The sequence below is a fragment of the Nitratireductor aquibiodomus genome, from assembly GCF_900105565.1.
Lineage (GTDB): Bacteria > Pseudomonadota > Alphaproteobacteria > Rhizobiales > Rhizobiaceae > Nitratireductor > Nitratireductor aquibiodomus.
The window spans coordinates 1,158,690-1,185,468 of record NZ_FNSL01000001.1; the positions used below are offsets into that span (position 1 = coordinate 1,158,690).

The following is a 26,779-nucleotide window of genomic DNA, read 5'->3' on the forward strand; positions in this document are numbered from 1 at the left end:
GTTATAAGGTGCGTCCCATCAACGAAAACCGCTGGAGGCGGCAATGGACATCAAGATGCTTACCTCCTTCGCCGGCCTGCGCCCGTGGACCACGGCGCCGTACCAGGCCTGACGGCGGGTTTCGTTCTTCAGCTTTTTCACGACAGGCAAAGCAGCAAACGAGCGAATCCGCCGACCGTTTCTTCCGGTTGACACAATGGATTTGCATCATGACTGCACGCTTTCCCAACGGGGGCATCACGCCCCGCACGACACGTTTCGCCAAAGCCGACCCGGCCGCCTCCGCGCTGCAGCGTGGAAATGACACCGCTCCTGCCACATCGCTTTCAGGAGCCTTCAAGGCCGCTCTCGGCAAGCCCGCGAATCCGCCGCATAATCAAGCCCTGAAAAAGGGCGGTGTCGGGCAACCATCTTCGTCGAGCGCCGGCTCCTTGAAGGGACCGGGGAAGACGCGAACGAACAGCCCCGCGGCATCCGTGCCGCGCAAGGGCCATCGATAGCCGAAAGGCACCACTTTTCCGCCAGCCGCCGCCCGCGGAAAAGCAAATGCAAAACAGACAATTAACCCGCAAACGTGAATCAAGACATCACGTTTGCGGGAACAAGAATGAAAGACGCCTGAGACAATGTTTCAATGGTTCGAACGAAGACTTGAGCCCTTCCCCACGGAGGAGCCGCAGGAACCGCCCCGCACGTTCCTGGCCTTCTGCCTGCATTTTACGAAGGGCGCATGGCCCTATGTGCTGCTGGGTACGTTTCTCGTGGCGGCCATCGCGCTCGCCGAGGTCTGGATGTTTGCCTTCCTGGGCGACATTGTCGACTGGCTGTCAGGGCGCGACCCGGCCACATTCCTGGACGAGGAAGGGCTGCGTCTTATCGGCATGGCGGGCTTCATCCTTCTGATCCTGCCGGGACTGATCCTGCTTACCGGCCTCAACAACCACCAGATTCTGATGGGCAACTACCCCATGCGCGTCCGCTGGCAGGTGCATCGCTACCTGCTCAAGCAGTCGATGAACTTTTATCAGGACGAGTTCGCCGGCCGCATCGCCACCAAGCTGATGCAGACGGCGCTGGCGGTGCGCGAATGCGTGGTCAAGACCTTCGACGTCTTCAACTATGTCGTGATCTACTTCGTCGGCATCCTGTTTCTGACCGCCTCTGCCGACTGGCGCCTGTCACTCCCGATCCTCTTCTGGCTCGGTGGTTACATCGCCCTGATGGTCTACTTCATCCCGCGCCTTGGCAAGGTTGCCGAGAAGCAGGCCGATGCGCGTTCGATCATGACGGGGCGCGTGGTGGACAGCTACACCAACATCCAGACGGTGAAGCTGTTCTCCCACGCACAGCGCGAGGCAGGCTACGCACGCGACGGCATGAACGGTTTTCTCCAGACCGTCTACACCCAGTTCCGGTATGTCACGAGCCTTTACGGGCTCCTCTATTTCCTGAACTCGGCCTGCCTTGTTGGCGTGGGCTATCTGTCGATCAGTCTGTGGATTGCCGGGGAGATTTCCGTTGGCGCGGTCGCGGTCGCCATTGGCCTCGTTCTGCGTCTCTGGAACATGTCGCAGTGGATCATGTGGGAGCTGACGGCACTGTTCGAGAATGTCGGCACCGTACAGGATGGCATCAGCTCGATTTCGCTGCCGAGGCTGGTCGAAGACAGGCCAGGCGCAGAAGCGCTTGCCGTACCTAAAGGCCAGATCGAGTTCGACGGAATCGGTTTCCACTACGGCAAGAAAGGCGGTGTGATCGAAGACCTGTCACTAACCATCAAACCCGGCGAAAAGGTCGGGCTGGTCGGACGCTCGGGCGCCGGCAAGTCGACGCTGGTCAACCTGCTCTTGCGTTTCTACGACCTGGAGCGCGGCCGCATCGTGATTGACGGGCAGGACATTGCCGGGGTTACGCAGGACACGCTGCGTGCCGAGATCGGCATGGTGACGCAGGACACGTCCCTGCTTCACCGCTCGGTGCGCGACAACATCCTCTATGGCCGCCCCGATGCGACCGAGGAGATGATGCTGGAAGCAGCCAGACGCGCGGAGGCGATGGGCTTCATCGGCGGGCTGAGCGACCCGAAGAGCCGCAGGGGTTTCGATGCCCATGTGGGCGAGCGGGGCGTAAAACTGTCCGGTGGCCAGCGCCAGCGCATTGCCATCGCCCGCGTCATGCTGAAGGATGCACCGATCCTCATTCTCGACGAGGCGACCTCGGCGCTCGATTCGGAAGTCGAGGCGGCGATCCAGGAGAACCTCTATCGCCTGATGGAGGGCAAGACGGTGATCGCCATCGCTCACCGGCTCTCCACCATCGCCGCCATGGACCGCCTCGTGGTGATGGACAGAGGCCGGATCGTCGAGGAAGGCACGCATGACGAGCTGGTGGCCGCCGGCGGGCTTTATGCGGGCCTCTGGCAGCGCCAGTCCGGCGGGTTCCTCGATCTGGAAGTGAGTGAGGCAGCAGAATGAACGAAGACGAGAAAAGCACAGAACCGCCCAGATCGGAAAGCCTCTGGCGCAGTGTCGAAGGGGTCATCGACCCCTTCGGCGACACCGGGCGCTCCGTGCTTCCGGTCAAGGCGCATGAGTTCATCCTGTTCTTCGCCCGACAGGCCAAATGGCCCTTTATCCTGCTTTTGATTGCCGGCGGCCTGATGGGCGCCGTCGACGCAGGGCTTTACTGGGCGCTTGGCTGGCTGATCGATCTTCTGGATTCTTCCTCGCCGCAAACGCTGATCGCCGAACACTGGGAAAAACTCGCGGCCTTTCTCGTGCTGCTCCTGGTGATCCGCGCGGTGGTGATCATCGGCAACACGATCCTCGAAGAGCAGGTCATCGCGCCGGCCTTCTATCAGCGTGTGCGCTGGCAGGCGTTCCGCCGCGTCATCGAACAGCCCTACGAATTCTATCAGAATGACTTTGCAGGCCGCATCGCCACCAAGATTCTGCAGGGCGGCGAGGCGACTGGCGATTTCATCATCAACGTTCTGCAGACCATGTGGAGCTTCCTCACCTTCGTGGTGCTGGCGGCCTCCATCCTGACCGTGCTCGACCCGTTCATGGGACTGGTGGTCCTGCTGTGGCTGGTGGCCTATGTGGCGATTGCCCGCTACCTGCTGCCTCCGCTGCGGCGGGCAGGCCGCCGCACCGCCGACCAGCGTTCTATCCTCAACGGGCGCATGGTGGACGCATTTACAAACATTCTGGCGGTCAAGCTGTTCGACAGCGGCCAGCGCGAGCACTCCTATGTGCGCGAGGGCATGGCGAATTTCCTGAGCGCCGTGCAGACGCTGACGCGCGCCATCACCCGTGTGCGCGTGACGGTTGCCATCGTCAACGGCTTCATGATGGCGGCGATCTTCGTTCTTGCCGTCTCCCGCTGGCTGGACAGCGCCATCACCACCGGTGAGATCGCGGCCGCGATGGGCCTTGTCTTCCGTCTCAACCAGATGTCTGGCTGGATGATGTTCAACATCAACGGACTGATCCGCAACTACGCGACCGTTCAGGATTCCACCACGGTGGTTTCGGTCGAGCCGGCAATCCGCGATGCGGAGGACGCGCTGGAAATGGAGCGTGCGAAAGGCGATATCCGTTTCGACAACGTCACGTTCAACTACGGCAAGGAAAGCGGCATCATCGAGGGGCTTGACCTGCACATCAAGCCGGGCGAGCGGGTTGCGCTGGTCGGCCCCTCGGGCGCCGGCAAGACCACCATCGTGAACCTGATGCTGCGGCTTTTCGAGGCCGAGCACGGAAAAATCCTGCTCGACGGGCAGGACATCACGCAGCTGACACAGGCCTCACTGCGCGCCCAGTTCGGCGTGGTGAGCCAGGAGCCCATGCTGATGCATCGCTCAATCCGCGACAACATCGCCTATGGCCGGGGCAAGGCGACCGACGAGGAGATTGTCGCCGCGGCAAAGCGCGCGTCGGCCCATAAGTTCATCCTCGATGTGTCGGACCCCAAGGGCCGCACCGGCTATGACGCGGTGGTGGGCGAACGGGGCGTCAAGCTCTCCGGCGGCCAGCGCCAGCGCATCGCCATCGCCCGCATGATGCTGAAGAACGCGCCGATCCTCATTCTCGACGAGGCAACCTCGGCGCTCGATTCGGAGATCGAGGCAGTGATTCAGGAGAATCTGGAACGCCTCATGGAGAACAAGACGGTGATCGCCGTGGCGCATCGTCTTTCCACCATCGCCGCGCTCGACCGGATCATCGTGCTGGACCAGGGTCGCATTGTGGAGGAAGGCTCCCATGAGGCGTTGGTGGAACGTGACGGGCTTTACGCCCAGCTCTGGAAGCGCCAGTCCGGCGGCTTTCTCGGCGGGCGGATGGCGGCGGAGTAGCCATTCCGGCAAGTGCAGGCGGCGGCGCGTAGAGCGTGGCCGCCTCTCCTTTCGCCATCCGGTCGAGATTGCGCATGGGCAGATCGGCCAGTTCCCGCATCGACATGGCACGAAGCGCCGGATGGGCCAGCGGATCGTCCTGCCATTCAGCTTCCTCCAGCGCTGTTCGGGCCTGCCGGTAGCGGATGCTGAAAGCCTGAAATTTTATCCAGAAAAACTGTATCATTGCATTCCCTTTTGCGAGGAATGGAGTTTTCTGCAGGCAAAATCACGCTATTTCCGCACCTTTTCAATGGAGATTGCCTGCGGGATGTTTTAGAAAAACTATATGAAACATCTACCGAGGGTTCATCTGAACGGACTGCGCGCCGTGGAAGCGGTCGGGCGATGCGGCTCCCTGAGTGCCGCGGCTGAGGAGCTGGGCGTTTCGGTCGGCGCCGTAAGCCAGCAGGTCATCAAGACCGAGGCACAGCTTGGCGCGGCGATCTTTGAACGGACGGGCCGCGGCATCCGTCCGACGACGCTCGGCCGGCAGTTCATCGAGCGGCTCGGCATCGGCTTTCAGACGCTCGACACGGCGGTCGCGATGACGCGGCATGACACGGATTCGGTCCTGACGATTTCTGTGGCGCCGGTTTTCGCCTCCAAATGGCTGGTGCCGCGGCTCACGCGCTACACCAGGGCGCATCCGGAGACCAAGCTGCGGCTTGAAGCGGCCATCGGCCTGGCCCACCCCGACAGCACGGACATCGACCTCGCAATCCGCGTCGGAGAGGGAAACTGGCCGGGGGTGAAGGTGGAACACCTGCTGCCGCAGGAGGTGTTTCCCGTCTGCGCGCCCTCGATTGCCAAAGCGCTCGAAACGCCGGAAGACGTTCTCACCGCACCGATCATCCGCGACGCCAATTCCAACATCGAATGGGATGTGTGGCTGAAACCGCTTGGCCTGGACGAACGGGATCTGGCCGAAGGCGATACGTTCACCGATGCAGCGCTCTGCCTCGATGCGGCGATTGCCGGTCAGGGCGTGATGCTCGCCTGGCACACGCTCGCCCATGATGCGCTCCGCGCCGGACAGCTTGTCGCCCCTTTCCGCGAGCGAGCGACAACGCGCTTCAGCTACTGGCTGATCACCTCGCAGAACCGGCCGGAGCCCGCCAGAGTGCGTGACTTCAAGGTCTGGCTGCGAGACGAAATCGCGCAAATGATGGCGGAATAACGGTTGTCCTTACGGTAACGCCTGCACGACAGGATCACGATTATTGTCACCGGCAACCTCTCGCCCCATTCCGTGTTATAGTCTATGGCACGCATAAACTGAGAACAGGAGGACAGTCTCATGAAGGAATTTCATTGCGGCTCGCTCGTTCCAGGCTGCGAGTGGCACACACGCCACGAGGAGGAGGCGGAAGTCATCCGTCGGGCAGCCGAGCATATGCGCGAGGCCCACGGTGAAACCGTGATCCGCGAAAGCATGGTGGAGGCCATCCGCTCTCGCATCGCTGAATCCCGCAACGCGGCCTGACCATGCGTATCCCGCCGGCGACCTCAGCCGGCGGACGAGATCATTGCCGCGGCGCGCTCCAGCAGCGCGTCGCGTTTCAACGAGAAATCCGAGGCGATCCACTCCTCCTCCAGCCGGGCGAGCACCTCCCCGACCGCCTTTCCCTTTACCAGACCGAGCTTTGCCAGATCGTTTCCGTTGACCGGGAATGAAGGCTTTTGCCATGCATCGGCGAGCTTCATGAGGCGGGTGTAGCCTGCTGCCTCCATCAACGCCCCGTCATCTTCGGAAGCCCGCGCGCGGGCGCTGACCAGCGCCAGTTTCAAACGCCGGGAAAGACCTTTTGCATCAGCCCTGTAGACAATTTTTCTGAATCCGCTTTCATCCAGGTTCGCCGCAGGCGAAGGCGCTTCCGCCCACCCTTCCAGCGCCGCCTTTTCGGCATTGGAAAGGCGTAGGCGCCTGCCAAGTTCGGTTATGCGGGGCTCATAGGGCGGAATGATCGCGGCCAGCCGCAGAAGCGGGTCGGGCTGCCAGCCAAGTGTCTGCTCGGCCTCGATCAGCGGGCCAATCGTATCGATGCCCCATTTTTCCGATTCCGGCAGGATTTTCGTCAGCACGCCGGTCTGGCGCATCCACAGGAGCGCGCGTGAGGGGTCGGGCGCGGACAGGAGCTTTTTCAGCTCGGCCCAGACGCGCTCGGCAGACAGACGCTCCAGCCCGTCACGGTGACGCGCACAGGCCTTCAACCCCGCGGCATCGGGACGGCCCCGGCCATACCAGGCAAAGAAGCGGAAAAACCGCAGGATGCGCAGATAATCCTCGGTGATGCGCGTATCGGCATCGCCTATGAAGCGGAGTGTGCGGTTTTCCAGATCCGGCAAACCGCCGACCAGATCGACAATTTCGCCATCGGCGCAGGCGTAGAGCGCATTGATCGTGAAATCGCGCCGCTCCGCATCGCTGCGCCAGTCGCGTCCGAAGGTGACGCTGGCGTGGCGGCCATCGGTTTCCACATCGGCCCGCAGTGTCGTCACCTCCCATGCGCGACCGTCGGCGATCACCGTGACGGTGCCGTGATCGATGCCGGTGGGCGCGGTGCGGAAGCCGGCGCTGCGTGCGCGGCGCACGGTCTCACCCGGCTCCGTGGTGGTGGCGATATCGATGTCGGTCACGGTCTGACCAAGCAGCGTGTTGCGGACCGCCCCGCCGACGATGCGCGCTTCCTCGCCATCGGTGGAAAGAGCGGCAAGCAGCGTCTGGAGCTTTTCGTCGGCCAGCCATTTCGAATCTGAAATCAACCGCTTGTCCATCAAGCATAAAGTCTTTCGTAAAGAGTGCGAATGATGCCCGCCGTGACGCCCCAGATGAAACGCTCGCCGAATGGCATTGTGTAATAGAACCGCTCCTTCTCCTGCCACAGACGGCTCTCGCGCCGGTGGTTGGCGGGATCCATCAGGAAAGCGAGCGGCACTTCGAAGGCGGCATCCACCTCATCCGGGTTGATGTGCAAATCAAAACCCGGCTGCACGATGCCCAGCACCGGCGCGATGCGGTATCCGCTGCCGGTGGAATAATCAGGCATGCGGCCGACCACATCGACTGCACCCGGGAGAAGACCGATCTCCTCGTCCGCCTCGCGCAGCGCCGCCGCCTCTGGCGAAGCATCCTCCGGATCGATACGCCCGCCGGGGAAGGCAATCTGGCCGGAGTGACTGCGCAGCGCCTGCGTGCGCTGGGTCAGGATAACCGACGCACCGCCAGCGTGGTCAACAACCGGGATGAGCACCGCCGCATCTCGCAGACCCGGCCGCACGATCATCTCGCGCAGGTCGGGGTTCAGGCTGTGATCGCCATAATCCTGCGCTCCCGCAGGCCCCTGCTGACGCGCGGCGCGACGGCGAAACTCCTCGGCCGAAAACAGGGTTTTGGGCGGGCTTGTCATGGTCATTGCGACAGCCTGTGCAGTTCGGCAACGGGCATCACGGGGAAAACGGAGCCGCGCGAGCGAATGGCGAACATCGCCTGCCCGTCGACCTCGATCTCTTCACCCGCTTCCACCAAGTCATACATGACGGACCGCGCCACCAGCGCCTCGAGCCGTCCGCGCACATGCAGATAAGGCTTCAGTCCGCCGGTTTCGGGCTGATCCACAAACCGCAGTTCATGGTCCGGACCGGCTTCAACCACATCACCCACATTGGTGCGGAAAGTCAGCGCCTGATGGTCGCCCGCCCCACTCACAACCATCTCGACGGCAAGAAATGGAGCATCCTCGACGCGGATGCCGACTTTTTCCACCGGAGTTACAAGATAGGTTTTGCCGTCCTCATCCTTGCGCAAAACGGAGGAGAAAAGCTGCACCAGTGCCGGGCGGCCTATGGGTGTTCCCATGTAAAACCATGTGCCGTCCGCCCTGATCTCCATGTCGAGATCGCCACAAAAGGCGGGGTTCCAGCGCTCCACGGGGGGCACACCCTTGCCGGCGCGGGCAGCGCGGGCGATCAACGCCTCGAGACTGACAGCGTCTCCGGCCGATGCGAGACTTGATGTGCTCATGCTCTTTTCATTGTCCATGGTCACGAAATAGTCACTGTTGTTTCGCTTGTCAGCCTTGTTCAGTGTTTTAAATTTGCCAAAGGGACGTGACGGCACGAATCGCTTCATGCACGTGCCGCGTGATCCGTTACCGGCCCCGGAACGCTCCCAGAACGCTCCCGGGCCACATCGGGGCCACCCTGCGGGGCTTCAACAAGGATCGAGACGGCATGAGCATTGTTTCCAAAAACCAGATGCCGGGCGAGAAGCCCCTGAGCGACAAGGAGATGATCGCTGCGGCGGAGCGCGCGCTGGCCGACATCGCAAAAGTGCGAGAGGGCGTCGGCAGGGTCATTTTCGGTCAGGAAGCAGTGGTGGAACGCACGCTTGTGGCCATCCTCGCCGGAGGCCATGCACTGCTCGTCGGGGTGCCGGGGCTCGCCAAGACCAAATTGGTGGAAACGCTGGGCGTGGTTCTCGGCCTCGACGCACGGCGCATCCAGTTCACGCCGGATCTGATGCCCTCGGACATTCTGGGTTCGGAAGTGATGGAGCAGGATGAGAAGGGCAAACGCTCCTTCCGCTTCCTGCCCGGCCCGATCTTCTCGCAGCTTCTGATGGCCGACGAGATCAACCGCGCCAGCCCGCGCACGCAGTCGGCGCTCTTGCAGTCGATGCAGGAGTATCACGTGACCGTGGCCGGCCACCGGCATGACCTGCCCTCGCCCTTCCATGTGCTCGCAACGCAGAACCCGCTGGAGCAGGAAGGCACCTACCCCCTGCCGGAAGCCCAGCTCGACCGTTTCCTGATGCAGGTGGACATACTCTATCCCGAGATCGAGGCCGAACGGCGCATCCTTCTGGAGACAACGGGCGTGGATGAGGCCGAGGCGGAAAACACGCTCTCGCCGGAGCGGCTGAAGGAAATCCAGATGCTGATCCGCCGCATGCCAGTGCCCGAAAGCGTGGTCGATGCGATTCTGCAACTGGTGCGCACGGCGAGACCCGGCGTCGGCAACCCCGACACCGACCGCCACGTGGCCTGGGGCCCCGGCCCGCGCGCCAGCCAGGCACTGACGCTGTGCGCCCGTGCCCGCGCGCTCTATGATGGGCGGCTGGCACCCTCGGTGGACGATGTGCGGGCACTGGCAGAGCCCGTACTCCAGCATCGCATGGCGCTGACATTCGCAGCGCGCGCGGAGGGCATGACGGTGCGCGATGTGATCCGGCGTCTCGTAAAAGCGCTCGACTGATGGGCCTCGTGCTCCAGATAGGATCTTGATGGCAAAGATCGGCGAAGTTTCCACACCGGTCGCATCGAGCGATGCGCTGGTCCGTGCTCGCGCGCGGGCCGCGCTGATGCCCGACCTCCTGGTGGATGCAAGGCGCGTGGCCAACAATGTGATTGCCGGCTGGCACGGACGGCGCAAGCGCGGCATCGGCGAGAATTTCTGGCAGTTCCGCCCCTATGTGGAAGGTGAAGCGGTCTCACGCATCGACTGGCGACGTTCGGCGCGTGACGACCATCTCTACGTGCGCGACCGCGAATGGGAGGCGGCCCACACGGTCTGGCTCTGGGCCGACCCTTCACCATCCATGCTATACCAGTCTTCGCTGGCGCCGACAGCCAAGGAAGCGCGGGCGCTGGTGTTGACCTTTGCACTGGCCGAGCTTCTGTCACGCAGCGGTGAACGGATCGCCTGGCCCGGCGTGACCGACCCGTTTTCAGCCCGCAACGGCGCCGAACGGCTGGCCGCACAACTCCTGCACACGCCCGACCTGCCCGCCCGGCCCGACCTTTTGCAGATCCGTCGTTTCTCCGACGTGGTACTGGCGAGCGACTTTCTCGATCCGGTGGAAGAAACGATCGCCTGGCTCGACCAACTGGCGAGCCGCGGCGCGCGCGCGCATCTGATCGAGATCGCCGATCCGGCGGAAGAAAGCTTTCCCTATGCCGGGCGCACCGAGTTTGCCGACCCTGAAACCGGAGAGAAGCTGACGGCGGGACGTGCCGAAATGCTGGCCGACGATTACCGCCGGCTCTATCTCGCCCGGCGCGAGGAAATGGCCGGCTGGTGCAAGCGGCTTGGCTGGAGCTATACCGTGCATCACACGGACCGACCTGCCGCACAGGCGCTGGTCGCCGTGCACAATGCCATGAGCGCGGATGCGGGCTTTGGCGCGGAGGGCGGCCTGTGAACTGGTTCTCCCTGACCTTCGCACAACCGTTTCTGCTGTGGGGCCTGATCGCCCTGCCGGTGATCTGGTGGCTGTTACGCCTCACTCCACCACGCCCGCAGACGGAAACCTTTCCACCGCTGAAAATTCTGGCGCGCGTGGTCAAACGCGAAGAGACACCGCACAAGAGCCCGTGGTGGCTCACGCTCCTCAGACTGCTGCTTGCCGCGCTGGTGATCCTCGCGCTGGCCGATCCGGTGCTGAACCCACGCGAAAAGACAGCCGGCGAAGGAACGGCACTCGCCATCGTTCTCGACAATGGCTGGGCTTCGGCACCCGACTGGGAGGAGCGCGTGGCGACCGCATCGCGCCTGATCGAAGACGCCCGCGCCAATGAACAGCCCGTGGTGCTGGCGCTGACTGCGGAAGAGCAGAACCAGGAGATCGGGCCCTTCGATGCCGACACCGCTCTGGAGCGGTTGAACGCGGCGCAGCCACGGCCTGTACCGGCCAACCGGCCGGCAATTTTTGGACGCGTGGCAGGAGTGCTTTCCGATTTTCCGGGTGCGGCAATCGCCGTGCTTTCCGACGGGCTGGCAATGAGCGGTGACGAAGCGGCCTTCGCCGAGCTTTTCTCCGGCGGGCCTGCCGAATTGCTCTGGGCTGAACCGGAACGGCTTTCGCTGCTTGCCGCAACCGATGCGCAGAACATGGCGGAAGCCTTCGAAGTGACGGCGACGCGCGCAGCGGGCGACACCGGTCCCCGCCAAGCGATCGCCTTTGCCAGCGACGACCGGGGCCGCCGCATAGCCGAAACGACAATCACGTTCGGCGCGGGCGAAACCCGGGCGACAGGCGCCATGCGTCTTCCCTTCGAGCTGCGAAACGACTTCGTGTCCGTGGGTATTGAGGGCCAGAATCAGGCCGCCGGCCTGCGCGTGCTCGATGAAAACAGCAAACGCCGGCGCATTGGCCTGTTTTCGCAGAGCGAGGCCGATCAGGCGCAACCACTGCTTTCGCCGCTCTACTACATCGAACGGGCGCTCGCGCCCTTCGCGGACCTCATGCAGCCTTCCAGCGCCGAGCTGACGGAAGCGCTGCCGGAGCTTCTGGAGCAAAACCCGGCGGTCATCGTCATGGCCGATGTGGGTACGCTGCCGGCAGCCCCGCGTCAGGCGCTGATCGACTGGGTGAACGGCGGCGGCACGCTGGTGCGCTTTGCCGGACCGCGTCTGGCTGCTGCCGACAATGACGAAGACCTTCTGCCCGTGCGCCTCAGGCTGGGTGAACGTTCACTGGGCGGTGCGCTCTCCTGGACCGAGCCGCAGCCCCTGGCGGAATTCCCGCCCAATGGTCCCTTCTCCGATCTCGCGCCACCGCGCGACGTGACGGTGAACCGGCAGGTTCTGGCCGAACCCTCGCCCGACATCGTGGAGCGGAGCTGGGCAAACCTGGCCGATGGCACACCGCTCGTCACCGGCGTTTCGCGCGGAGAAGGCCAGATCGTGCTCTTTCACGTAACGCCCGAAGCCACCTGGTCGAACCTGCCGATTTCCGGCAGTTTCGTGGAAATGCTGCGCAGGATCGTCCAGCTCTCCCGCAATCAAGGGGCGCTCAACAATACGGGAGCAGAAGGCGGGCGAGCGCTTGCACCGTATCGCCTGATTTCGGCGGAGGGGCGCCTCGTGCCGCCCTCCGGCGAGGCCGAGCCTCTTACCCCAGACACAAACGCCGTGACACTGAAACATCCCCCCGGCCTCTATGGCAGTGAGGAAGGCGTGGTGGCGCACAATCTGCTCGCGCCCGACGCGGAGCTGATCCCGATCACGCGACCCGAGGCCCCTGCCCCGATCACCCCTATCTCCTACGGCCTGGACGAACAGCAGCCCTTGAAAGGCCCGCTCTTTGCCGCCGCCCTCGCCCTGCTGGCGCTCGACACACTCGCCGTACTCTGGCTCGGGGGGCGGCTGCGCCGCAAACCGAAACTGGCGAAGGGTGCGGCCACCCTATTGGCCATCGCCCTGACCCTTGCCATGATGTCACCGGATGCAGCCCGCGCGCAGGACGAGCGCGCCGGCGAGGCGGATGCGATCGAGGCGATCTCGCAGACACGCATCGCCTATGTCATCACCGGACTTTCCTCGCTCGACGCCACGAGCCGCGCCGGTCTTCAGGGGCTGTCGACCTTTCTCGCCGCCAAAACGGCTCTGGAGCCGGGCGCTCCCGCCGGCGTCGACATTGCTACGGATGAACTCTCTTTCTATCCCCTGATCTACTGGCCCATCGACCCTGACGCACCGATGCCGAACGAAGAGGCCATCGCCCGTATCGACGCCTACATGCAGTCTGGCGGAACGGTTCTTTTCGATACGCGCGACCAGTATTCGAGCGGGTTTGGCTCGGATGCCGTGACACCGGCCACGCAGCGCCTGCGCGATATCCTTTCCGGCCTCAACGTGCCGCCGCTGGAACCGGTGCCGGACGACCACGTGCTGACGAAATCCTTCTTCATCCTGCCGGAGTTTCCGGGGCGCTATCGCGGCAGCCCGCTCTGGGTGGAAGCATCGCTCGATTCCTCCACCCGCACCGACCGGCCTGTGCGGGTGGGCGACGGGGTAACGCCAATCATGATCACCGGCAACGATCTGGCCGGGGCGTGGGCGCTGGACGCCAGCGGCGAACCGCTTCTGCCGACCGTGCCCAACGACCCGCTGCAGCGCCTTTATGCCTATCGCGCGGGCGTCAACATCATGATGTACATGCTCACGGGCAACTACAAATCGGACCAGGTGCATGTGCCGGTCCTGCTGGAACGGCTGGGGCAATAGCATGAACTGGTCGCTCAGTTTCGAACCATTTTTTTCCTGGCCCGTTCTCGCGGCGCTGCTGATACCCGTGGCGCTCCTTGCATTCGCCGGGCTGTGGACTCGGCAGCGCGGCGCGTGGCTCAGGCTTGCAGCACTGGCAGCGCTTGGCGCTGCGCTGGCCAATCCCGTGCTTCTGGATGAAGAGCGCGAGCCGCTCAAAAGCGTGGTGGCCGTGGTGGTCGACGAAAGCCAGAGCCAGACCACCATCGACGGTCGCAGCGCCATGACCGACGAAGCGGCTGCCGAGCTGGAGGCAAGGCTTGCCCGCTTCAGGGAATTCGAAACCCGTGTGGTGCGCACCGGGCGCACCTCCTCGGCAACAGAGAACGCACAGACGCATCTTTTCGAGGCACTCGACAGTGCGCTGCGTGACGTGCCCCCCTCCCGCGTTGGCGGCGCGGTTCTGATCACCGACGGGCAGGTGCATGACATTCCCGATAATGCGGCAGCGCTCGGCGCCCCGATCCACGGCCTGATCACCGGCGAGGCCGACGAGATGGACCGCCGCATCCGCTTCGAACGCGCGCCGCGTTTCGGCATTGTCGGCAAGCCGCTGGAAATGACCTATCGGGTCATTGCCACCGGCGACCAGCGCGGGCCGGTGGATGTCCGCGTCATCATCAATGGCGACGAGCTCTTCATCGAAGAGGCGCTGATCGGCCGCGAGACGCTGCTCGAGATCGACGTGCCGAATGCCGGACGCAACATCATCGAACTGGCCATAGACCCCGTCGAGGGGGAACTGACGGATGTGAACAACCGCGCGGTCGCACTCGTTGACGGCATCCGCGAAAATCTGCGCGTACTGCTGGTTTCGGGCGAACCGCATTCGGGCGAGCGCACCTGGCGGAACCTGCTGAAATCCGATGCTTCGGTGGATCTCGTTCACTTCACCATTCTGCGCCCGCCGGAAAAGCAGGACGGGACGCCGATCAACGAGCTTTCGCTGATCGCCTTTCCCACGCGCGAACTCTTTGTCGAGAAGATCGACGATTTCGACCTGATCATCTTCGACCGCTACCAGCACCGCGATGTGCTACCGATCCTCTACTACGACTATATCGCCGAATATGTGGAGAATGGCGGTGCGCTGCTGATCGCGGCGGGGCCGGAATTCGCCGGCAACCAGTCCATCGCCCGCACGCCACTGATCGCTGCCCTGCCCGGCCTGCCGACAGGCGACGTGGTGGAACAGGGTTTTTATCCGCGCCTCACCGAGACCGGCGAACGCCACCCGGTGACGCGCGGCCTCGAAGGGGCGGCGTCCGAGCCCCCCGCCTGGAGCCGCTGGTTCCGCCTGATCGGCATCGACCGGCCAGACGGTCAGGTGGTGATGCAGGGAGCCAACGAGCAGCCGCTTCTCATTCTGAACCGCAAGGGCGAGGGTCGTGTCGGCATGTTCCTCTCCGATCAGGGCTGGCTGTGGGCCCGCGGCTTCGAGGGCGGCGGCCCGCATGTGGCGCTCTATCGCCGCATTGCCCACTGGCTGATGAAGGAGCCCGAGCTCGAAGAAGAGCGCCTTTCGGCCGCCGGCCGCGGCATGCGGCTCGAGATCACACGCCAGACAATGGAAGAAAGCGCGCCGCAGGCCGAGATCACCACGCCTTCCGGGAACACGCTGTCGGCCGAGCTCGGCCCCGCCGGGCCCGGCCGCTTCTCCACAAGCCTGGAGACAAATGAAATAGGCATCTACAGCATCGCGAATGGCGATCTGACAACGCTCGCCCATGTGGGACCGGTGAACGCGCCGGAATTCGGCGACATGATCTCCACGGAGGAAAAGCTTGCACCGGCCGCCGATGCGACAGGCGGCTCGGTGCGCAGAATTGCCGATAACGACCTGCCCAATATCGTACCCGTGCGCCGCACCGGCAGCGCATCGGGCAATGACTGGATCGGGTTCAGAACCACCGATGACAGCATCCTGAAAGCGGTACGCCGGGTTCCTGTCTTCACCGGGCTCCTGGCACTGGCACTGCTGCTCTTCGCTTTTGGTGCCATGTGGTATCGCGAGGGGCGCTGAACGCCGGCGCCCAAGCCGGATGATTCAGCAATTGTAGGTCACCGGCTCGCCGGCGCTGTTCCGTGTTTCGCAGAGGCGCTCTTTTCCCGGAAAGCCGCCCTTCACATAGGGTGGCGGCGTGGCGCTCCCCGTCAGTGCGCCCGGCCCGCGCTGCTCCACGCTGTAGGGTTCGGGAGAAAGACATCCTGTCAAAAGGAGAGAAGTGCACGAAAATATTATGAAATAACGCATTTATTCTTCTCTGTACAAATTTCTACAATAACAAATATAATCACAATTCACCTATCAATAGATGATCTGTATTCCACAATTATTTCCGAGAGTCGAGATTATCTTGCAAGCGCGGCGTGCGTAACGTCGCCCTTCAGCGTCGCCACCGTCCCCTTTTGCAGTTCAGCGGCCAGAAGGCGCTCTGCATCGACGGGGCGCGGCATACACAGTTGGCCGTAGGGAACTTTCTGAAAGCCGAGCGGACCATAGTAAGGGGCATCGCCGACGAGCACGACCGAGCCCGCGCCAGCTTCGCGCGCGGCCTCGACGGCAATGGCCACAAGCTTGCGGCCAATGCCTATGCTCTTGAAGGCGGGCCGCACCGCAAGCGGGCCGAGCAGGAGCGCCCGCCCCTCGCCGGCTGCGATCCATGTCATGCGAACCGAGGCGATGACGTGGTTTTGATGAACGGCCACGAAGGAGAGTGCCCGGTCATGCGGACCGCCCTCACGAATTTTATAGGCAGCGCGCGTGAAACGGCCGGGGCCGAAGGCTTCTTCGTTGATGAGTTCGATTTCAGCGTCGTGGGCCGGCTCTTCCGGCAGGTAATGAATGTCGGCAGAAGACATGATCAGTTATTCCGGTGGTCTACGAAAGGTGGAGGCGGCCACGGGCGCGCCTGCCCCATGCCAGGGGCCTTCAGTCCTTTCGTCGTCGCTCCACCAGAAACCGGGTCATTGCCGTGCGCTTTCCTCACTGAATGGAGTTTCCGCTACCAGCATTTTCCCGGCCCGTCCACCGCAACTTTGCCGCTGAAATGAAATTGTTGACGCAGCGTTTACGCTCCAAACGGTTGGGTTTTCAGGGCCAATGCCCTACATCCAGCGCAAACAAAGGAGTTTTTGAATGGGTTTGCTCGTTGAAGGTGTCTGGCATGACAAGTGGTATGACACGTCGAAAACCGGCGGCCGCTTCGAGCGGTCCAGGTCGCAATTCAGGGATTTCGTCACAAGGGACGGCGCGCCGGCAGAAGGCCGCGAGCGCGGCTTCAGGGCCGAACCCGGTCGCTATCATCTCTATGTCTCGCTCGCCTGTCCCTGGGCACACCGCACACTGATCTTCCGAAGGCTGAAGAAGCTGGAAGATGTGATTTCCGTATCGATCGTCCATCATTTCATGGGCAAGAACGGCTGGACCTTCCTGAAGGAGGACGGCGCGACGGGCGACGACCTCTACGGTTTCGACTTCATGCACCAGATCTACACAAAGGCAGACCCGGGCTATTCCGGTCGCGTCACGGTGCCAGTGCTGTGGGACAAGAAGACGGAGACCATCGTCTCTAACGAGTCGGCAGAAATCATCCGCATGCTGAACGGGGCGTTCGATGAATGGGGTGACGCAAGTGTGGACTTCTATCCCGAAGATCTGCGCAGCGAGATCGACAGCATCAACGCGCTTGTCTACGACAACATCAACAATGGCGTGTACAAGGCAGGCTTTGCGACAACGCAGGATGCCTATGAAGAAGCGTTCGGAGCACTCTTTGCAGCACTCGATCAGGTTGAAGAGCGGCTCTCACGCCAGCGCTACCTCGCAGGGGACCGGCTGAGCGAAGCCGACTGGCGGCTCTTCACCACGCTTGTGCGCTTCGATCCGGTCTATGTCGGCCATTTCAAGTGCAACCTGCGCCGCATCGCCGATTATCCGCATCTGTCGAACTATCTGCGCGAGCTCTATCAGGTGCCGGGCGTGGCCGGGACGGTCGACCTGCTGCATATCAAGGCGCACTACTATGGCAGCCACAAGACGATCAACCCGAGCGGCGTGGTCCCTCTTGGGCCGGAGCTTGACCTGGCGGCACCGCACAATCGGGACCGGCTGGCGAAGGCAGCCTGAGGTTTCCCACGCGGCAAGGAAGAGGACCTACCACTCGTCCGAGACGGGCGCGTCCTCAAATATCTCGGCAATGCGGCGACGGGTGCCTTCGCTGGTACCGGCGGGCAATGCGTCCACCGGGAAGAACCGCGCCTCGGCGATCTCACGGTCAGGCACATGCGGGTGTGTCTGGCGGAAACGCGTGATTAGATAAACCGCCACATGATCGCGATTGCTGGCCATGCGGTTGAAGTGAAAAGACTTTAGTTCGGGCCGTGAGAGAAGCTCGATATTGCCTTCTTCAACCAGTTCACGGGCGAGGGCCGCTTCGGTGCTCTCGCCCGGCTCCACCCCGCCGCCGGGAAAGTGCCAGCCCTTCACATAGGTGTGTCGCACCAGAAACACCGCGTGGTTTTCCTGATCGTAGACGACCCCGCGCATGCCCAGTGTCATGGGGCGGCTCAGACGCAGCCAGAAATGGAAAAGCCGGGCGCTAAGAGGCGGCCAGGGGCGCTGCGGGGTCGTTGCGTTCATATGCTGCATCCTGTGGGGTGGTCAGGGCGTTTTACGTGTTCTACACACGAAGCATGTTTCGCCTCGCGCATTTTTCCGACATCCATCTGGGGCCTCTCCCCGCCATAAGCTATCGGGAGCTCGCTTCCAAGCGCATCACCGGCTACATCAACTGGCGGCGCAACCGGCGGCTCAATCTCGACCACGGGCTGATCGACCGTATCACCGACGACATGCTGGCGGCCGCGCCCGATCACATTGCGCTAACCGGCGATCTCGTCAACCTTGCCCTCGACAAGGAGATCGAGATGGCGCGGCTTTGGCTGGAAAGCCTCGGCCCGGCGGACAAGGTTTCGGTGGTGCCCGGAAATCACGACGCCTATGTGCCGGGGGCGCTGGCACGCTGCTGCCGCGCCTGGGCGGCCTATATGACCGGCGATGACGGCAGGCAGCCGAAAGGCAAGGGTGGCTTCCCCTATCTGCGTGTGCGCGACAGGATCGCCATCATCGGCGTTTCCTCGGCACGCGCCACCGCGCCTTTTCTGGCGAGCGGACATTTCTCCAGGGCACAGGCCAAACGGCTTGCAAAGATGCTCGATGCCACGAGGGAGGCCGGGCTTTTCCGGGTCATCATGATCCACCACCCTCCGGTACGCGGCGCGACCCACGCAGCGAAACGGCTCTATGGCATCAAACGGTTCCAGAAGCTCATCCGCAAGCACGGTGCCGAGCTTGTGCTGCACGGGCACACCCACAAGCCGACCGTGCATCGCATCGATGGGCCGAATGGAGAAACAGTGCCTGTGGTGGGTGTTGCCGCTGCCGGTCAGGCCCATGGGAGCGCCAAGCCGCCCGCGCATTACAATCTGTTCGAAATCGACGGAACGCCAGGCGGCTGGGAAGTCCGCTTCTCCCGGCGCGGTGTCACCGATGGCAATGGCACGATCGGAGAGGTTTCAGGAGCCTTGCTCAGCGGCGAGAAGCAGGTCGGCTGACCACGCTCAGGACGTGCGAAGCCGCCGCCTCCACACGGCGGTGCCGGCACACACTATTCCGACAGCCACGCCAAGCGCCAGAGACATGGCGCCAAGCTCCATCAGGGCAAACGGTTCATGCAGAACGCCTTCTGCATCGACGTAGCTGCCGATCCTGACCACAGCAGCCAGACAGGCAATACCCACGGAAGTCAGAAACAGGGCGCAAAAAAACAGAAACTTCATAACAATCACTCGCAATCGGCCCCTTCAACCCAGGGTAAGCCGATAAACGAGGCGAAAATTTGTGGCTTCAAAAACGGGACAGAAGCGTCTCCAGTTCGGGAAAACGGTCCCACATGGCGACGGCAACGGTGACGACACCGACCACGCCCCCCAGAAGCACGAGCCCGAGACCACCGAAGAAGCCGCGCCACGCGCTCCTGTAAGGCGCAGCAGACGCAACCGCTTCTTCCGTCTCGCTGTGGCGCGGCAGCACCTCGACATCGCCCTCAATGGCGCGGTGGCGCTCGACCATACGCTCGGCAATGTAGCGGGTGACCTGATCCGCGACCGGCGCGATATCTGTGCTCTCGGCCAGGACCACCCGGCCAAGCCGCGTGTCGCGCAGGAAGCGGTAGGTCCGGCGATCCCGTCCCATCGCCACATGGGCGACGGCATCGATCCATAGTCTCGGCTGCTCTCCCGAAGAAATGGCAAAGTCGAAGGAAGGATCGTCCGCCGGCACATCGGCGAAGACCGGCTGCAGTTCCTGAGCCAGCAGCTCGAGCCGCGTGCGGCTCGCCTCACGCATGTCGACGACCACATCCGCCCTGTCGGCAGCCGCGTTCTTCATCTCGCGCATGGCGTCTGAAAGACTGCGCACATTGGTAACCGAAACGGCGGACTGACCAGCCTCACTCATGGGCAGGACTCCTGACGAAACTTAGCGTTAACCCATCGTTAACATGGCTAAAACAGAAAATCATCACGTTTTGTTCCGCTACTGAAAGCGGCGTAAACAAGCCAAGTTTAAGCAAAACGCGATGAGAAAGCCGAATATTGCAGTCAGCCCGCACCAAGGCTCGCAGCGATAATGCGCGCCGTTTCGGCCGGTGCTTCCTCCGGCAGCATGTGACCGCAGCCCGGCAGGCGGTGCACGACAAACGGCTCCGGCAACCCGTCGGCCTGATGCGCGGGCAAAACCGCATCGCACGCGCCCCAGGCCACATGAACAGGCATGGAAAGCGCCTCAAGCATGGTTTTGGGAAACGCGCCCTGCGTCCCGTCACGCACAATCAGTGAACTGATTTCAATGAGTTCTTCCCGCTGACCGGAAACCGAACCAAGCCTGATCGCCTCTTTCACAACCCTGGCCGGGACCCGCGCCTGCGGGCCGAACATGCCCTGCACGGCAGCGGCCATCTCCTCATCCGTACGCGCCTCGGCGCGCGCCGCCATCAGCTCGCCGGCAATCTCCGGGCCAAAGCCGCCTGGCGCGATGAGCGCCAGAGATGCAACTGACCGGGGGGCGAAATGAGCGGTAAGCACGGCGACCGCGCCGCCGAAGGAATGCCCGGCCATGTGACAGCGCCCGATGCCGCGTTCTTCGAGATCGGCCAGGACCGCCTGCGCGGTGGCTTTAGCGTTGCCGCCGCCGGGAACATCGAGCGAGCGGGCATGACCCGGCAGATCGTAGGCGATGATGCGCAAGCCCGAGGGAAGCGCCCGGCGCGCACCCTCCCAGACGCGGTGGCTGCCGGCAAAGCCGTGCAGCAGAACGAGGGCGCCTGCGCCCTCGCCCGTATCTTCGGCATAAAGTGCGCCCGTCAACCGACGATCCGGTTGGCCGCCGACACCACTGCCTCGAGCGAAGCCGTGACGATGTTGGTGTTGACGCCCGCACCGAAGAGCTTGCCGCCGGGATGCTGGACTTCCATGTAGCAGATGGCTGCCGCATTGGAGCCCTGCTGCATGGAATGCTCGGAATAATCGACCACCGACATATCCACGCCCAGATGCTTGGAGAGCGCGTCGATGAAACCGTCGACCGGACCTGTTCCCACACCCTTGATGACGGTTTCCGCCCCGCCATCGGTGATGGTCGCCTCGACGATGCGCTGCCCCTTCACGCTGGTGTCGGGAAACGTCTGGTGATCGACGAACTTGATGCGCGCTCCAGGCTGCTCGACATAGAGCTCCATGAAACGCTCGTAGATCTGCTTCGCGGGCAGTTCCTTACCCTCGCGGTCGGTGATGTCCTGAATGTCGCCGCGGAACTCCACCTGCAGGTTTCGCGGCAGGTTGAGGCCGTAGTCGGCCTGCATGACATAGGCGATGCCGCCCTTGCCCGACTGGGAATTGATGCGGATGATCGCCTCGTAGGAGCGGCCCACATCCTGTGGATCGATGGGCAGATAGGGCACTTCCCAGAGCGGCTTGTTGGCCGTCTTTATGGCCTTCATGCCCTTGTTGATCGCGTCCTGGTGAGAGCCGGAGAAGGCGGTGTAGACCAGTTCACCCACATAAGGGTGCCGCTCGGGGATGACGAGCTGGTTGCAGTACTCATAGACATCCTTCATGCGGTTGATGTCCGTGCAGTCCAGCTCCGGATCGAGCCCTTGCGTGTACATGTTGAGCGCCAGGGTCACGACATCGACATTGCCGGTGCGCTCGCCATTGCCGAACAGCGTGCCCTCGACCCGGTCGGCGCCCGCCATCAGGCCAAGCTCGGTGGCGGCGATGCCTGTGCCGCGGTCATTGTGGGGATGCAGCGAGATGATCAGGTTTTCGCGCTGATCGAGATTGCGGCACATCCATTCGATCTGGTCGGCATAGATGTTGGGTGTCGACATCTCGACGGTGGACGGCAGATTGATGATCAGTTTGTTGTCCGGTGTCGGATTGATGATCGCGATCACTTCATTGCAGATATCCAGAGCGACATCGAGCTCGGTGCCGGTGAAGCTCTCGGGCGAATATTGGAAACGGTAGCCGCCGCCGGCCTTCGCGGCCATGTCCATGACCATCTTGGCCGCATCGGTGGCGATCTGCTTGATGCCGGCGACATCCTTGCCGAACACGACGCGACGCTGCAGCTCGCTGGTGGAATTGTAGAAGTGAACGATCGGCCGGTTGGCACCCTCCAGCGCCTCGAAGGTGCGGGTGATCAGTTCGGGCCGGCACTGAACCAGAACCTGAAGTGACACGTCGTCGGGTACGCCGCCTTCTTCGATGCACCAGCGGGCGAAATCGAAATCCGTCTGCGAGGCGGAGGGGAAGCCAATCTCGATCTCCTTGAAGCCCATGTCGAGCAGGAGCCTGAACATGCGCGCCTTGCGCTCATGCCCCATCGGATCGATGAGCGCCTGATTGCCGTCACGCAGGTCGACCGAACACCAGATCGGCGCCTTCTCAATACGTTTCGAGGGCCATGTGCGATCTGCAATATCGATCTGCGGATAGGGCTGATACTTGATCGAAGCGTCCGACATTCCCTTGCGCTTCGGTGAAGCTGCGCCGTCTTTTGCCTGGTTTTGTGCCATATCAGTCATCGTATTCTGCGCGTCCATTCCATTTTCTCCCGGCACCGGTTGCGTGCGCTTCGCACGGCGGGCCTGTCAACAGTAAAGTGCGGTTTTGGAGAAAGAGCTTCTGCCGTGCGGCGACATCGATCGCCGGGCGCTCCTTCAACGGACCCGGCGATCGCCGATAAGGCCGAGAAGAAGAAGGCTGGAAGCAAGCGCGCGCACGGTCGCGCCGGCAAAGGCGGCACGAGCGGAGAAAGAAACTGTCTGGCGCGTCATCATGGAAGCTTCCTTAAACGACGCCGGCGCGGCTGGCAAGTGGATCGTCACGCGGCCAGCAGGCCCTGTTCTTGACACCGGGCCCGTGGTCTTTATTTTACCAAAAAGATAATTAACTAATTGGTGAAATAAATGCCAAGCGACACACTGAGCGCCACCTTCTCCGCCCTCGCCGACCCGACCCGTAGGGCGATGCTCGCCCGGCTGGCGGAAGGCGAAGCGACCGTCAACGAACTGGCGGAACCCTTCGAGATGACGCTGCCGGCCATCTCAAAGCACCTGAAGGTTCTGGAGAAGGCCGGCCTCGTGTCGCGCGGAAAAAACGCACAGTTTCGCCCATGCCGGCTCGAGGCAGGCCCGCTGAAGGACATTGCCGGCTGGGTGGAGACTTACCGCCGCTACTGGGACGAGAGCTTTGACCGTCTCGACAGCTACCTGGAAGAATTGCAGAAGGAGCAACCGCGATGAGTGTGGAAACAACGCAGAAAGCCGATGCCGAACTCACCATCCAGCGTGTGTTCGATGCCCCACGCGACCTCGTTTTCGAGATGTGGACCCGCAAGGAGCATCTGGATCGCTGGGGCTGCCCGGAAGGCATGACCATACCGGTCTCCGAAGGCGATATCCGCACCGGCGGATGGTTTCGCACCTGCATGCGCGGCAGTGACGGCGCGGAACACTGGGTGAGTGGAGCCTATCGTGAAGTCTCGCCGCCCGAACGCATCGTCTTCACCCATGCCTGGGATGACGAAAAGGGGGATCGCGGCCACGAAACCGTCGTGACCATTTCCTTCAGCGAAACCTCAGATGGAAAAACCCGCATGCACTTCCACCAGGCATTCTTTGCCTCGGATGCCTCGCGCGACGGCCATGCGGAGGGGTGGACCTCCTGCTTCAGGCGGCTGGACGCACTGGTGGCGCAGGCGGCGTAGCATCGAAACACGACGGAGGAGTGCAGCAATGGAACCGCAAACCGTTTCACGCGAGGAATGGCTCAAGGCGCGCAAGGCGCTGCTGGCAAAGGAGAAGGCTCACACACGGGCGGGCGATGCACTGGCCGCCGAGCGGCGGCTGCTGCCCCGTGTCAGGATCGAAAAGGACTATCGTTTCGTGGATGGCGAAGGCAGCCACAGGCTTGAGGCGCTTTTCGAAGGCCGCAAGCAACTGATTGTCTATCACCACATGCTGAAACCGGCCGACCCCGCCCCCTGCTCCGGCTGCTCAATGTTTGTCGACAATCTGGGCGATCCCGCGCATCTCAACGCCCGAGACACCAGCCTGGCACTCGTTTCACGCGCACCGGTGGAGGAAATCGAAGCGTTCAGAAAGCGGATGGGCTGGACCCTGCCCTGGTACTCCGTGATGAGTTCCACCTTCAATGCGGATCACGGCGTAGAAGGCGGCTTCGGCCTGAACGTCTTTTTGCGCGAGGGCGGGTCGATCTACCACACCTACCACACCAGCGGCCGCGGGGTGGAGACACTCGGCACGAGCTGGACCCTGCTCGACCTGACGCCCTATGGACGGCAGGAGACATGGGAAGCGTCACCCGAAGGCACACCGCAGAGCGCGCCCTATCGCTGGTGGCGGCTCCATGACGAATACGCCTGAGGCGGTCAGTTTCGACCGCCTCCCGCCTGGCGGGCCACCACCGCCTCATAGGCCGCCTGAAGCCGCTCGCGCACATCGGGCCCGCTCCTGTTCGGGTCCGGCGGCGCCCCGAGATGCGTTACCCGCAGGTCGTCCATAAACTCTTCCCAAAGCGGCGGCCCGCCCTCTGCAAGAAGCTTCGCCCGGATCGAAAGCTCCTCGGTGACCGGAAGCCATTTGCTGCCCCAGGCACCGATCATGGCGAAGACAGGCACCAGCTCAATGCCCTTTTCCGTCAGACTGTAAATCGCCTTCTGCTTGTGGCTGGGGTCGTCCGCCTTCGAGATCACTGCTTCTGCCGTCAGGCGCCGCAGGCGATCGGCGAGAATGTTGGAGGCAATGCCCTCCATGGAACCGTTCAGCAGTTCGCGGAAATGGCGCCTGTTGCCGAACATCATGTCGCGCACGACGACGAGGCTCCATTTGTCGCCGACCACCTCGACGGTGAGATTGATGGGACATCCCGAGCGGTGCTGGTCCTGCAATATAGCCTCCAGAAAATTCTGATTGCACATTGCCACCAGTTAGCATAGGGTGCAACCAGTTTAAAAATGAAACCAGTTTTAAAAGCGAAGCACAACCACACTGCTGAGGAGGACGGAATGAGCAGGGTCATTGTCTGGGTACTCGTAACGCTGGACGGGTATTTCGAGGGGGAGAAGAAATGGGACCTCGATCATCACGGCGAGGCCTGGGGCGAGGAATTGCACGCGCTAAGCATGAGTTTTGGCCAGAGCGCTGCCGCCCTCGTCTTCGGCCGCGTAACCTATGAGGGCATGAAGGCGCACTGGACCAGCGCCGATACCACCGACGAACCCGAAGTGACGGCCTTCATGAACGCTCTTCCCAAACTGGTCGCCTCACGAACCCTCACCAATTCGGACTGGAACAACACCACTGTGACCGCCAACATCGCCGACGCGATACGGGAACTGAAGGCGAATGCCGAGCCCGGCAAGAACATCTACATCTTCGGCAGCGCCGACCTCAGCGCCTCCCTGCTGAAAGAGGGGCTGATCGACGAGCTCATGCTGGGTGTGGTGCCGGTGCAGCTTGAAAAGGGCACGCCATTCTTCAAGCCGGGCAACGGGCGGCGCAAGTTCACCCTCATCGAGAGCAGGCCGCTAAGCAATGGCACGCTGATCCTGCGTTATGCGCCCGACCAAAATCTCGCGGATACGCCAGAGCAAATAAACGCACACTCATGACCACCTTCCGACCGACCCGCCGCATCATTCTACAGTCGGCAGCCGCGCTGACGATCTGCAACATCGCAGTGCCCCTTCAAGCCGCCGAACTCACGGCAAGAGACGGAGACGAAAGAATGCGCATGATCAAGACCGACACCGGCGTGGAACTCGCCACCCAGAGCTTTGGCGATCCGGCGGATCCGGCCATTCTGCTTATCATGGGAGCGATGGCATCCATGCTCTGGTGGCCGGAGGAGTTTTGCCAGGACCTTGCGGCGCGCGGCCATTATGTGATCCGCTACGACAATCGCGACACCGGGCTTTCCACCAGCTACCAGCCCGGAAGCCCGCCCTATACCATGGACGATATGGCCGAGGACGCGATCCGTATCCTCGACGGCTACGGCATCGAAAAGGCTCATCTGGCGGGCATGTCGCTTGGCGGGATGATCGCCCAGATCGCAGCGCTCATACACCCGCAGCGCGTACGGGCTTTGACCCTGATCTCCACAACGCCCGTCGGGATCGACACATCCGGACTGCCGCAGACCAGCGCCGCCTACATGGAACATGCTTCCACAGGCGAAAACGTAGACTGGACCGACGACCAACAGGTGATCGACTTCATCGTCAGGGACACCAAGATGATTGCCGGCACCGCACACCCCTATGATGAAGCGCGCGCCCGCAACCTGGTGGAGAACGACGTCAAACGCGCGAGAAATTTCGTCAGCGTGACCAATCATTTCATGCTGAAGGGTGGCGAGGGGCTTGATGGCCGCCTCCCCGTGCTGGAAGCTCCCCTTCTTGTAATCCACGGCACAGCGGATCCGATCTTCCCCGTGGACCACGGCACCTTGCTGGCTGATACCGTTGCCGGCGCGCACCTTCTGAAGATCGAGGGCGGCGGCCATGAACTCCACCCCGGCGACTGGCCGGAAATCATCGCGGCAATCGCAGAGCACTCAAACCATTGAACCAGCCAACAGCGCAGGAACCACCGGGGCTCCGAACAATGCCACACAACAAAACGACAGCACCTGATCGCACCCGCCGCGCGCTCGTCACCGGTACCGCGGCAATTTTTGCCTGTT

General features: G+C 62.6%; 26 protein-coding genes. 16 read left to right on the plus strand and 10 right to left on the minus strand.

Annotation, left to right across the window (positions count from 1 at the left end; all coding sequences use genetic code 11):
• Positions 1–626: 626 nt before the first annotated feature.
• The 5 genes from BLW55_RS05540 to BLW55_RS05560 all read left to right on the plus strand — a co-directional run bounded on the left by BLW55_RS05540 (position 627) and on the right by BLW55_RS05560 (position 5,882).
• The gene (locus tag BLW55_RS05540; protein ID WP_090327321.1) at positions 627–2,474 is read left to right on the plus strand and encodes an ABC transporter ATP-binding protein; all 1,848 of its coding nucleotides are present in this window, start codon (positions 627–629) and stop codon (positions 2,472–2,474) included.
• Positions 2,471–4,357 carry an ABC transporter ATP-binding protein gene (locus BLW55_RS05545; protein WP_090327324.1) on the plus strand — a complete coding sequence of 629 codons (1,887 nt, stop codon included), beginning with the start codon at positions 2,471–2,473 and terminating at the stop codon, positions 4,355–4,357. Before BLW55_RS05540 ends, BLW55_RS05545 begins: the two co-directional genes overlap by 4 nt.
• 121 nt (positions 4,358–4,478) lie before the next feature.
• Positions 4,479–4,676 carry a hypothetical protein gene (locus BLW55_RS05550; protein WP_090327326.1) on the plus strand — a complete coding sequence of 66 codons (198 nt, stop codon included), beginning with the start codon at positions 4,479–4,481 and terminating at the stop codon, positions 4,674–4,676.
• Positions 4,677–4,685: 9 nt separating this feature from the next.
• Entirely contained in the window at positions 4,686–5,576 is an 891-nt protein-coding gene (locus BLW55_RS05555) for a LysR substrate-binding domain-containing protein (protein ID WP_090327329.1), read from the plus strand.
• Between the two features lie 120 nt (positions 5,577–5,696).
• Complete coding sequence (locus BLW55_RS05560) at positions 5,697–5,882, plus strand: DUF1059 domain-containing protein (protein ID WP_007008748.1); 186 nt, start codon at positions 5,697–5,699, stop codon at positions 5,880–5,882.
• Positions 5,883–5,905: 23 nt separating this feature from the next.
• On the opposite strand, the gene BLW55_RS05565 is transcribed toward BLW55_RS05560, so the two are convergent.
• From BLW55_RS05565 to BLW55_RS05575, 3 genes are read right to left on the minus strand one after another with little or no spacing between them, the layout of a single operon-like run.
• A complete protein-coding gene (locus BLW55_RS05565; protein WP_090327331.1) occupies positions 5,906–7,174 on the minus strand; it encodes a CCA tRNA nucleotidyltransferase in 1,269 nt (422 codons plus the stop codon).
• Positions 7,174–7,812 (minus strand): CoA pyrophosphatase, encoded by a 639-nt coding sequence (locus tag BLW55_RS05570; protein ID WP_007008746.1) that lies wholly within the window; start codon positions 7,810–7,812, stop codon positions 7,174–7,176. The genes BLW55_RS05565 and BLW55_RS05570 overlap by 1 nt, the downstream gene beginning before the upstream one ends.
• The gene (locus BLW55_RS05575) at positions 7,809–8,420 is read right to left on the minus strand and encodes a DUF1285 domain-containing protein (RefSeq protein ID WP_007008745.1); all 612 of its coding nucleotides are present in this window, start codon (positions 8,418–8,420) and stop codon (positions 7,809–7,811) included. The genes BLW55_RS05570 and BLW55_RS05575 overlap by 4 nt, the downstream gene beginning before the upstream one ends.
• 209 nt (positions 8,421–8,629) lie before the next feature.
• Here BLW55_RS05575 and BLW55_RS05580 point away from each other — a divergent pair, with 209 nt between their 5' ends.
• The 4 genes from BLW55_RS05580 to BLW55_RS05595 are packed head-to-tail and all read left to right on the plus strand — an operon-like array spanning position 8,630 to position 15,467.
• Positions 8,630–9,652 (plus strand): AAA family ATPase, encoded by a 1,023-nt coding sequence (locus tag BLW55_RS05580; RefSeq protein ID WP_090327334.1) that lies wholly within the window; start codon positions 8,630–8,632, stop codon positions 9,650–9,652.
• 28 nt (positions 9,653–9,680) lie between these two features.
• The gene (locus BLW55_RS05585) at positions 9,681–10,598 is read left to right on the plus strand and encodes a DUF58 domain-containing protein (RefSeq protein WP_090327336.1); all 918 of its coding nucleotides are present in this window, start codon (positions 9,681–9,683) and stop codon (positions 10,596–10,598) included.
• Positions 10,595–13,405, plus strand: coding sequence for a DUF4159 domain-containing protein (locus BLW55_RS05590; protein ID WP_090327339.1), 2,811 nt, complete (start codon positions 10,595–10,597; stop codon positions 13,403–13,405). The genes BLW55_RS05585 and BLW55_RS05590 overlap by 4 nt, the downstream gene beginning before the upstream one ends.
• Position 13,406: 1 nt before the next feature.
• A complete protein-coding gene (locus BLW55_RS05595) occupies positions 13,407–15,467 on the plus strand; it encodes a glutamine amidotransferase (protein WP_090327342.1) in 2,061 nt (686 codons plus the stop codon).
• A 329-nt stretch (positions 15,468–15,796) separates the two neighbouring features.
• Here BLW55_RS05595 and BLW55_RS05600 read toward each other — a convergent pair whose 3' ends face one another.
• Positions 15,797–16,306 (minus strand): GNAT family N-acetyltransferase, encoded by a 510-nt coding sequence (locus BLW55_RS05600; protein ID WP_090327346.1) that lies wholly within the window; start codon positions 16,304–16,306, stop codon positions 15,797–15,799.
• A gap of 277 nt (positions 16,307–16,583) precedes the next feature.
• Here BLW55_RS05600 and BLW55_RS05605 point away from each other — a divergent pair, with 277 nt between their 5' ends.
• Complete coding sequence (locus BLW55_RS05605; protein WP_090327348.1) at positions 16,584–17,573, plus strand: glutathione S-transferase family protein; 990 nt, start codon at positions 16,584–16,586, stop codon at positions 17,571–17,573.
• Between the two features lie 27 nt (positions 17,574–17,600).
• Here the strand turns inward: BLW55_RS05605 and BLW55_RS05610 are convergent, their stop codons facing one another.
• Entirely contained in the window at positions 17,601–18,086 is a 486-nt protein-coding gene (locus tag BLW55_RS05610; RefSeq protein WP_090327350.1) for an NUDIX domain-containing protein, read from the minus strand.
• 53 nt (positions 18,087–18,139) lie between these two features.
• Between BLW55_RS05610 and BLW55_RS05615 the strand changes: the two genes are divergently transcribed.
• Positions 18,140–19,060 carry a metallophosphoesterase family protein gene (locus BLW55_RS05615; protein WP_090327353.1) on the plus strand — a complete coding sequence of 307 codons (921 nt, stop codon included), beginning with the start codon at positions 18,140–18,142 and terminating at the stop codon, positions 19,058–19,060.
• A 6-nt stretch (positions 19,061–19,066) separates the two neighbouring features.
• Here BLW55_RS05615 and BLW55_RS05620 read toward each other — a convergent pair whose 3' ends face one another.
• The 4 genes from BLW55_RS05620 to leuA all read right to left on the minus strand — a co-directional run bounded on the left by BLW55_RS05620 (position 19,067) and on the right by leuA (position 22,593).
• The gene (locus BLW55_RS05620) at positions 19,067–19,285 is read right to left on the minus strand and encodes a DUF3955 domain-containing protein (protein ID WP_007008738.1); all 219 of its coding nucleotides are present in this window, start codon (positions 19,283–19,285) and stop codon (positions 19,067–19,069) included.
• Positions 19,286–19,352: 67 nt separating this feature from the next.
• Positions 19,353–19,964, minus strand: a complete 612-nt coding sequence (locus BLW55_RS05625) for a hypothetical protein (protein ID WP_025030729.1) — start codon at positions 19,962–19,964, stop codon at positions 19,353–19,355.
• Positions 19,965–20,107: 143 nt separating this feature from the next.
• Entirely contained in the window at positions 20,108–20,872 is a 765-nt protein-coding gene (locus BLW55_RS05630; protein WP_090327356.1) for an alpha/beta fold hydrolase, read from the minus strand.
• A complete protein-coding gene (gene leuA, locus BLW55_RS05635; protein ID WP_090329895.1) occupies positions 20,869–22,593 on the minus strand; it encodes a 2-isopropylmalate synthase in 1,725 nt (574 codons plus the stop codon). Before leuA ends, BLW55_RS05630 begins: the two co-directional genes overlap by 4 nt.
• Before the next feature lie 384 nt (positions 22,594–22,977).
• Here leuA and BLW55_RS05645 point away from each other — a divergent pair, with 384 nt between their 5' ends.
• Genes BLW55_RS05645 through BLW55_RS05655 form a run of 3 tightly spaced genes read left to right on the plus strand, consistent with a single transcriptional unit; the run spans position 22,978 to position 24,456 of the window.
• Positions 22,978–23,313 carry an ArsR/SmtB family transcription factor gene (locus BLW55_RS05645; protein ID WP_090327358.1) on the plus strand — a complete coding sequence of 112 codons (336 nt, stop codon included), beginning with the start codon at positions 22,978–22,980 and terminating at the stop codon, positions 23,311–23,313.
• The gene (locus tag BLW55_RS05650; protein WP_090327361.1) at positions 23,310–23,777 is read left to right on the plus strand and encodes an SRPBCC family protein; all 468 of its coding nucleotides are present in this window, start codon (positions 23,310–23,312) and stop codon (positions 23,775–23,777) included. Before BLW55_RS05645 ends, BLW55_RS05650 begins: the two co-directional genes overlap by 4 nt.
• 28 nt (positions 23,778–23,805) lie before the next feature.
• Positions 23,806–24,456, plus strand: coding sequence for a DUF899 domain-containing protein (locus tag BLW55_RS05655; RefSeq protein ID WP_090327363.1), 651 nt, complete (start codon positions 23,806–23,808; stop codon positions 24,454–24,456).
• A gap of 5 nt (positions 24,457–24,461) precedes the next feature.
• Here the strand turns inward: BLW55_RS05655 and BLW55_RS05660 are convergent, their stop codons facing one another.
• On the minus strand, positions 24,462–24,980 hold the full coding sequence (locus tag BLW55_RS05660; protein WP_007008731.1) for a winged helix-turn-helix transcriptional regulator: 519 nt from the start codon (positions 24,978–24,980) through the stop codon (positions 24,462–24,464).
• Between the two features lie 117 nt (positions 24,981–25,097).
• Here BLW55_RS05660 and BLW55_RS05665 point away from each other — a divergent pair, with 117 nt between their 5' ends.
• The gene (locus BLW55_RS05665; protein WP_090327366.1) at positions 25,098–25,703 is read left to right on the plus strand and encodes a dihydrofolate reductase family protein; all 606 of its coding nucleotides are present in this window, start codon (positions 25,098–25,100) and stop codon (positions 25,701–25,703) included.
• A 122-nt stretch (positions 25,704–25,825) separates the two neighbouring features.
• Positions 25,826–26,662, plus strand: a complete 837-nt coding sequence (locus BLW55_RS05670) for an alpha/beta fold hydrolase (RefSeq protein ID WP_025030307.1) — start codon at positions 25,826–25,828, stop codon at positions 26,660–26,662.
• Positions 26,663–26,779 lie beyond the last annotated feature (117 nt).

Excerpts from the sequence above, each read along its gene's own strand:
- BLW55_RS05540 (WP_090327321.1), top strand. The coding sequence starts at position 627 with ATGTTTCAATGGTTCGAACGAAGACTTGAGCCCTTCCCCACGGAGGAG.
- BLW55_RS05545 (WP_090327324.1), top strand. The coding sequence starts at position 2,471 with ATGAACGAAGACGAGAAAAGCACAGAACCGCCCAGATCGGAAAGCCTC.
- BLW55_RS05550 (WP_090327326.1), top strand. The coding sequence starts at position 4,479 with ATGGGCCAGCGGATCGTCCTGCCATTCAGCTTCCTCCAGCGCTGTTCG.
- BLW55_RS05555 (WP_090327329.1), top strand. The coding sequence starts at position 4,686 with ATGAAACATCTACCGAGGGTTCATCTGAACGGACTGCGCGCCGTGGAA.
- BLW55_RS05560 (WP_007008748.1), top strand. The coding sequence starts at position 5,697 with ATGAAGGAATTTCATTGCGGCTCGCTCGTTCCAGGCTGCGAGTGGCAC.
- BLW55_RS05565 (WP_090327331.1), bottom strand. The coding sequence starts at position 7,174 with ATGGACAAGCGGTTGATTTCAGATTCGAAATGGCTGGCCGACGAAAAG.
- BLW55_RS05570 (WP_007008746.1), bottom strand. The coding sequence starts at position 7,812 with ATGACCATGACAAGCCCGCCCAAAACCCTGTTTTCGGCCGAGGAGTTT.
- BLW55_RS05575 (WP_007008745.1), bottom strand. The coding sequence starts at position 8,420 with ATGAGCACATCAAGTCTCGCATCGGCCGGAGACGCTGTCAGTCTCGAG.
- BLW55_RS05580 (WP_090327334.1), top strand. The coding sequence starts at position 8,630 with ATGAGCATTGTTTCCAAAAACCAGATGCCGGGCGAGAAGCCCCTGAGC.
- BLW55_RS05585 (WP_090327336.1), top strand. The coding sequence starts at position 9,681 with ATGGCAAAGATCGGCGAAGTTTCCACACCGGTCGCATCGAGCGATGCG.
- BLW55_RS05595 (WP_090327342.1), top strand. The coding sequence starts at position 13,407 with ATGAACTGGTCGCTCAGTTTCGAACCATTTTTTTCCTGGCCCGTTCTC.
- BLW55_RS05600 (WP_090327346.1), bottom strand. The coding sequence starts at position 16,306 with ATGTCTTCTGCCGACATTCATTACCTGCCGGAAGAGCCGGCCCACGAC.
- BLW55_RS05605 (WP_090327348.1), top strand. The coding sequence starts at position 16,584 with ATGGGTTTGCTCGTTGAAGGTGTCTGGCATGACAAGTGGTATGACACG.
- BLW55_RS05610 (WP_090327350.1), bottom strand. The coding sequence starts at position 18,086 with ATGAACGCAACGACCCCGCAGCGCCCCTGGCCGCCTCTTAGCGCCCGG.
- BLW55_RS05615 (WP_090327353.1), top strand. The coding sequence starts at position 18,140 with ATGTTTCGCCTCGCGCATTTTTCCGACATCCATCTGGGGCCTCTCCCC.
- BLW55_RS05620 (WP_007008738.1), bottom strand. The coding sequence starts at position 19,285 with ATGAAGTTTCTGTTTTTTTGCGCCCTGTTTCTGACTTCCGTGGGTATT.
- BLW55_RS05625 (WP_025030729.1), bottom strand. The coding sequence starts at position 19,964 with ATGAGTGAGGCTGGTCAGTCCGCCGTTTCGGTTACCAATGTGCGCAGT.
- leuA (WP_090329895.1), bottom strand. The coding sequence starts at position 22,593 with ATGACTGATATGGCACAAAACCAGGCAAAAGACGGCGCAGCTTCACCG.
- BLW55_RS05645 (WP_090327358.1), top strand. The coding sequence starts at position 22,978 with ATGCCAAGCGACACACTGAGCGCCACCTTCTCCGCCCTCGCCGACCCG.
- BLW55_RS05650 (WP_090327361.1), top strand. The coding sequence starts at position 23,310 with ATGAGTGTGGAAACAACGCAGAAAGCCGATGCCGAACTCACCATCCAG.
- BLW55_RS05655 (WP_090327363.1), top strand. The coding sequence starts at position 23,806 with ATGGAACCGCAAACCGTTTCACGCGAGGAATGGCTCAAGGCGCGCAAG.
- BLW55_RS05665 (WP_090327366.1), top strand. The coding sequence starts at position 25,098 with ATGAGCAGGGTCATTGTCTGGGTACTCGTAACGCTGGACGGGTATTTC.
- BLW55_RS05670 (WP_025030307.1), top strand. The coding sequence starts at position 25,826 with ATGATCAAGACCGACACCGGCGTGGAACTCGCCACCCAGAGCTTTGGC.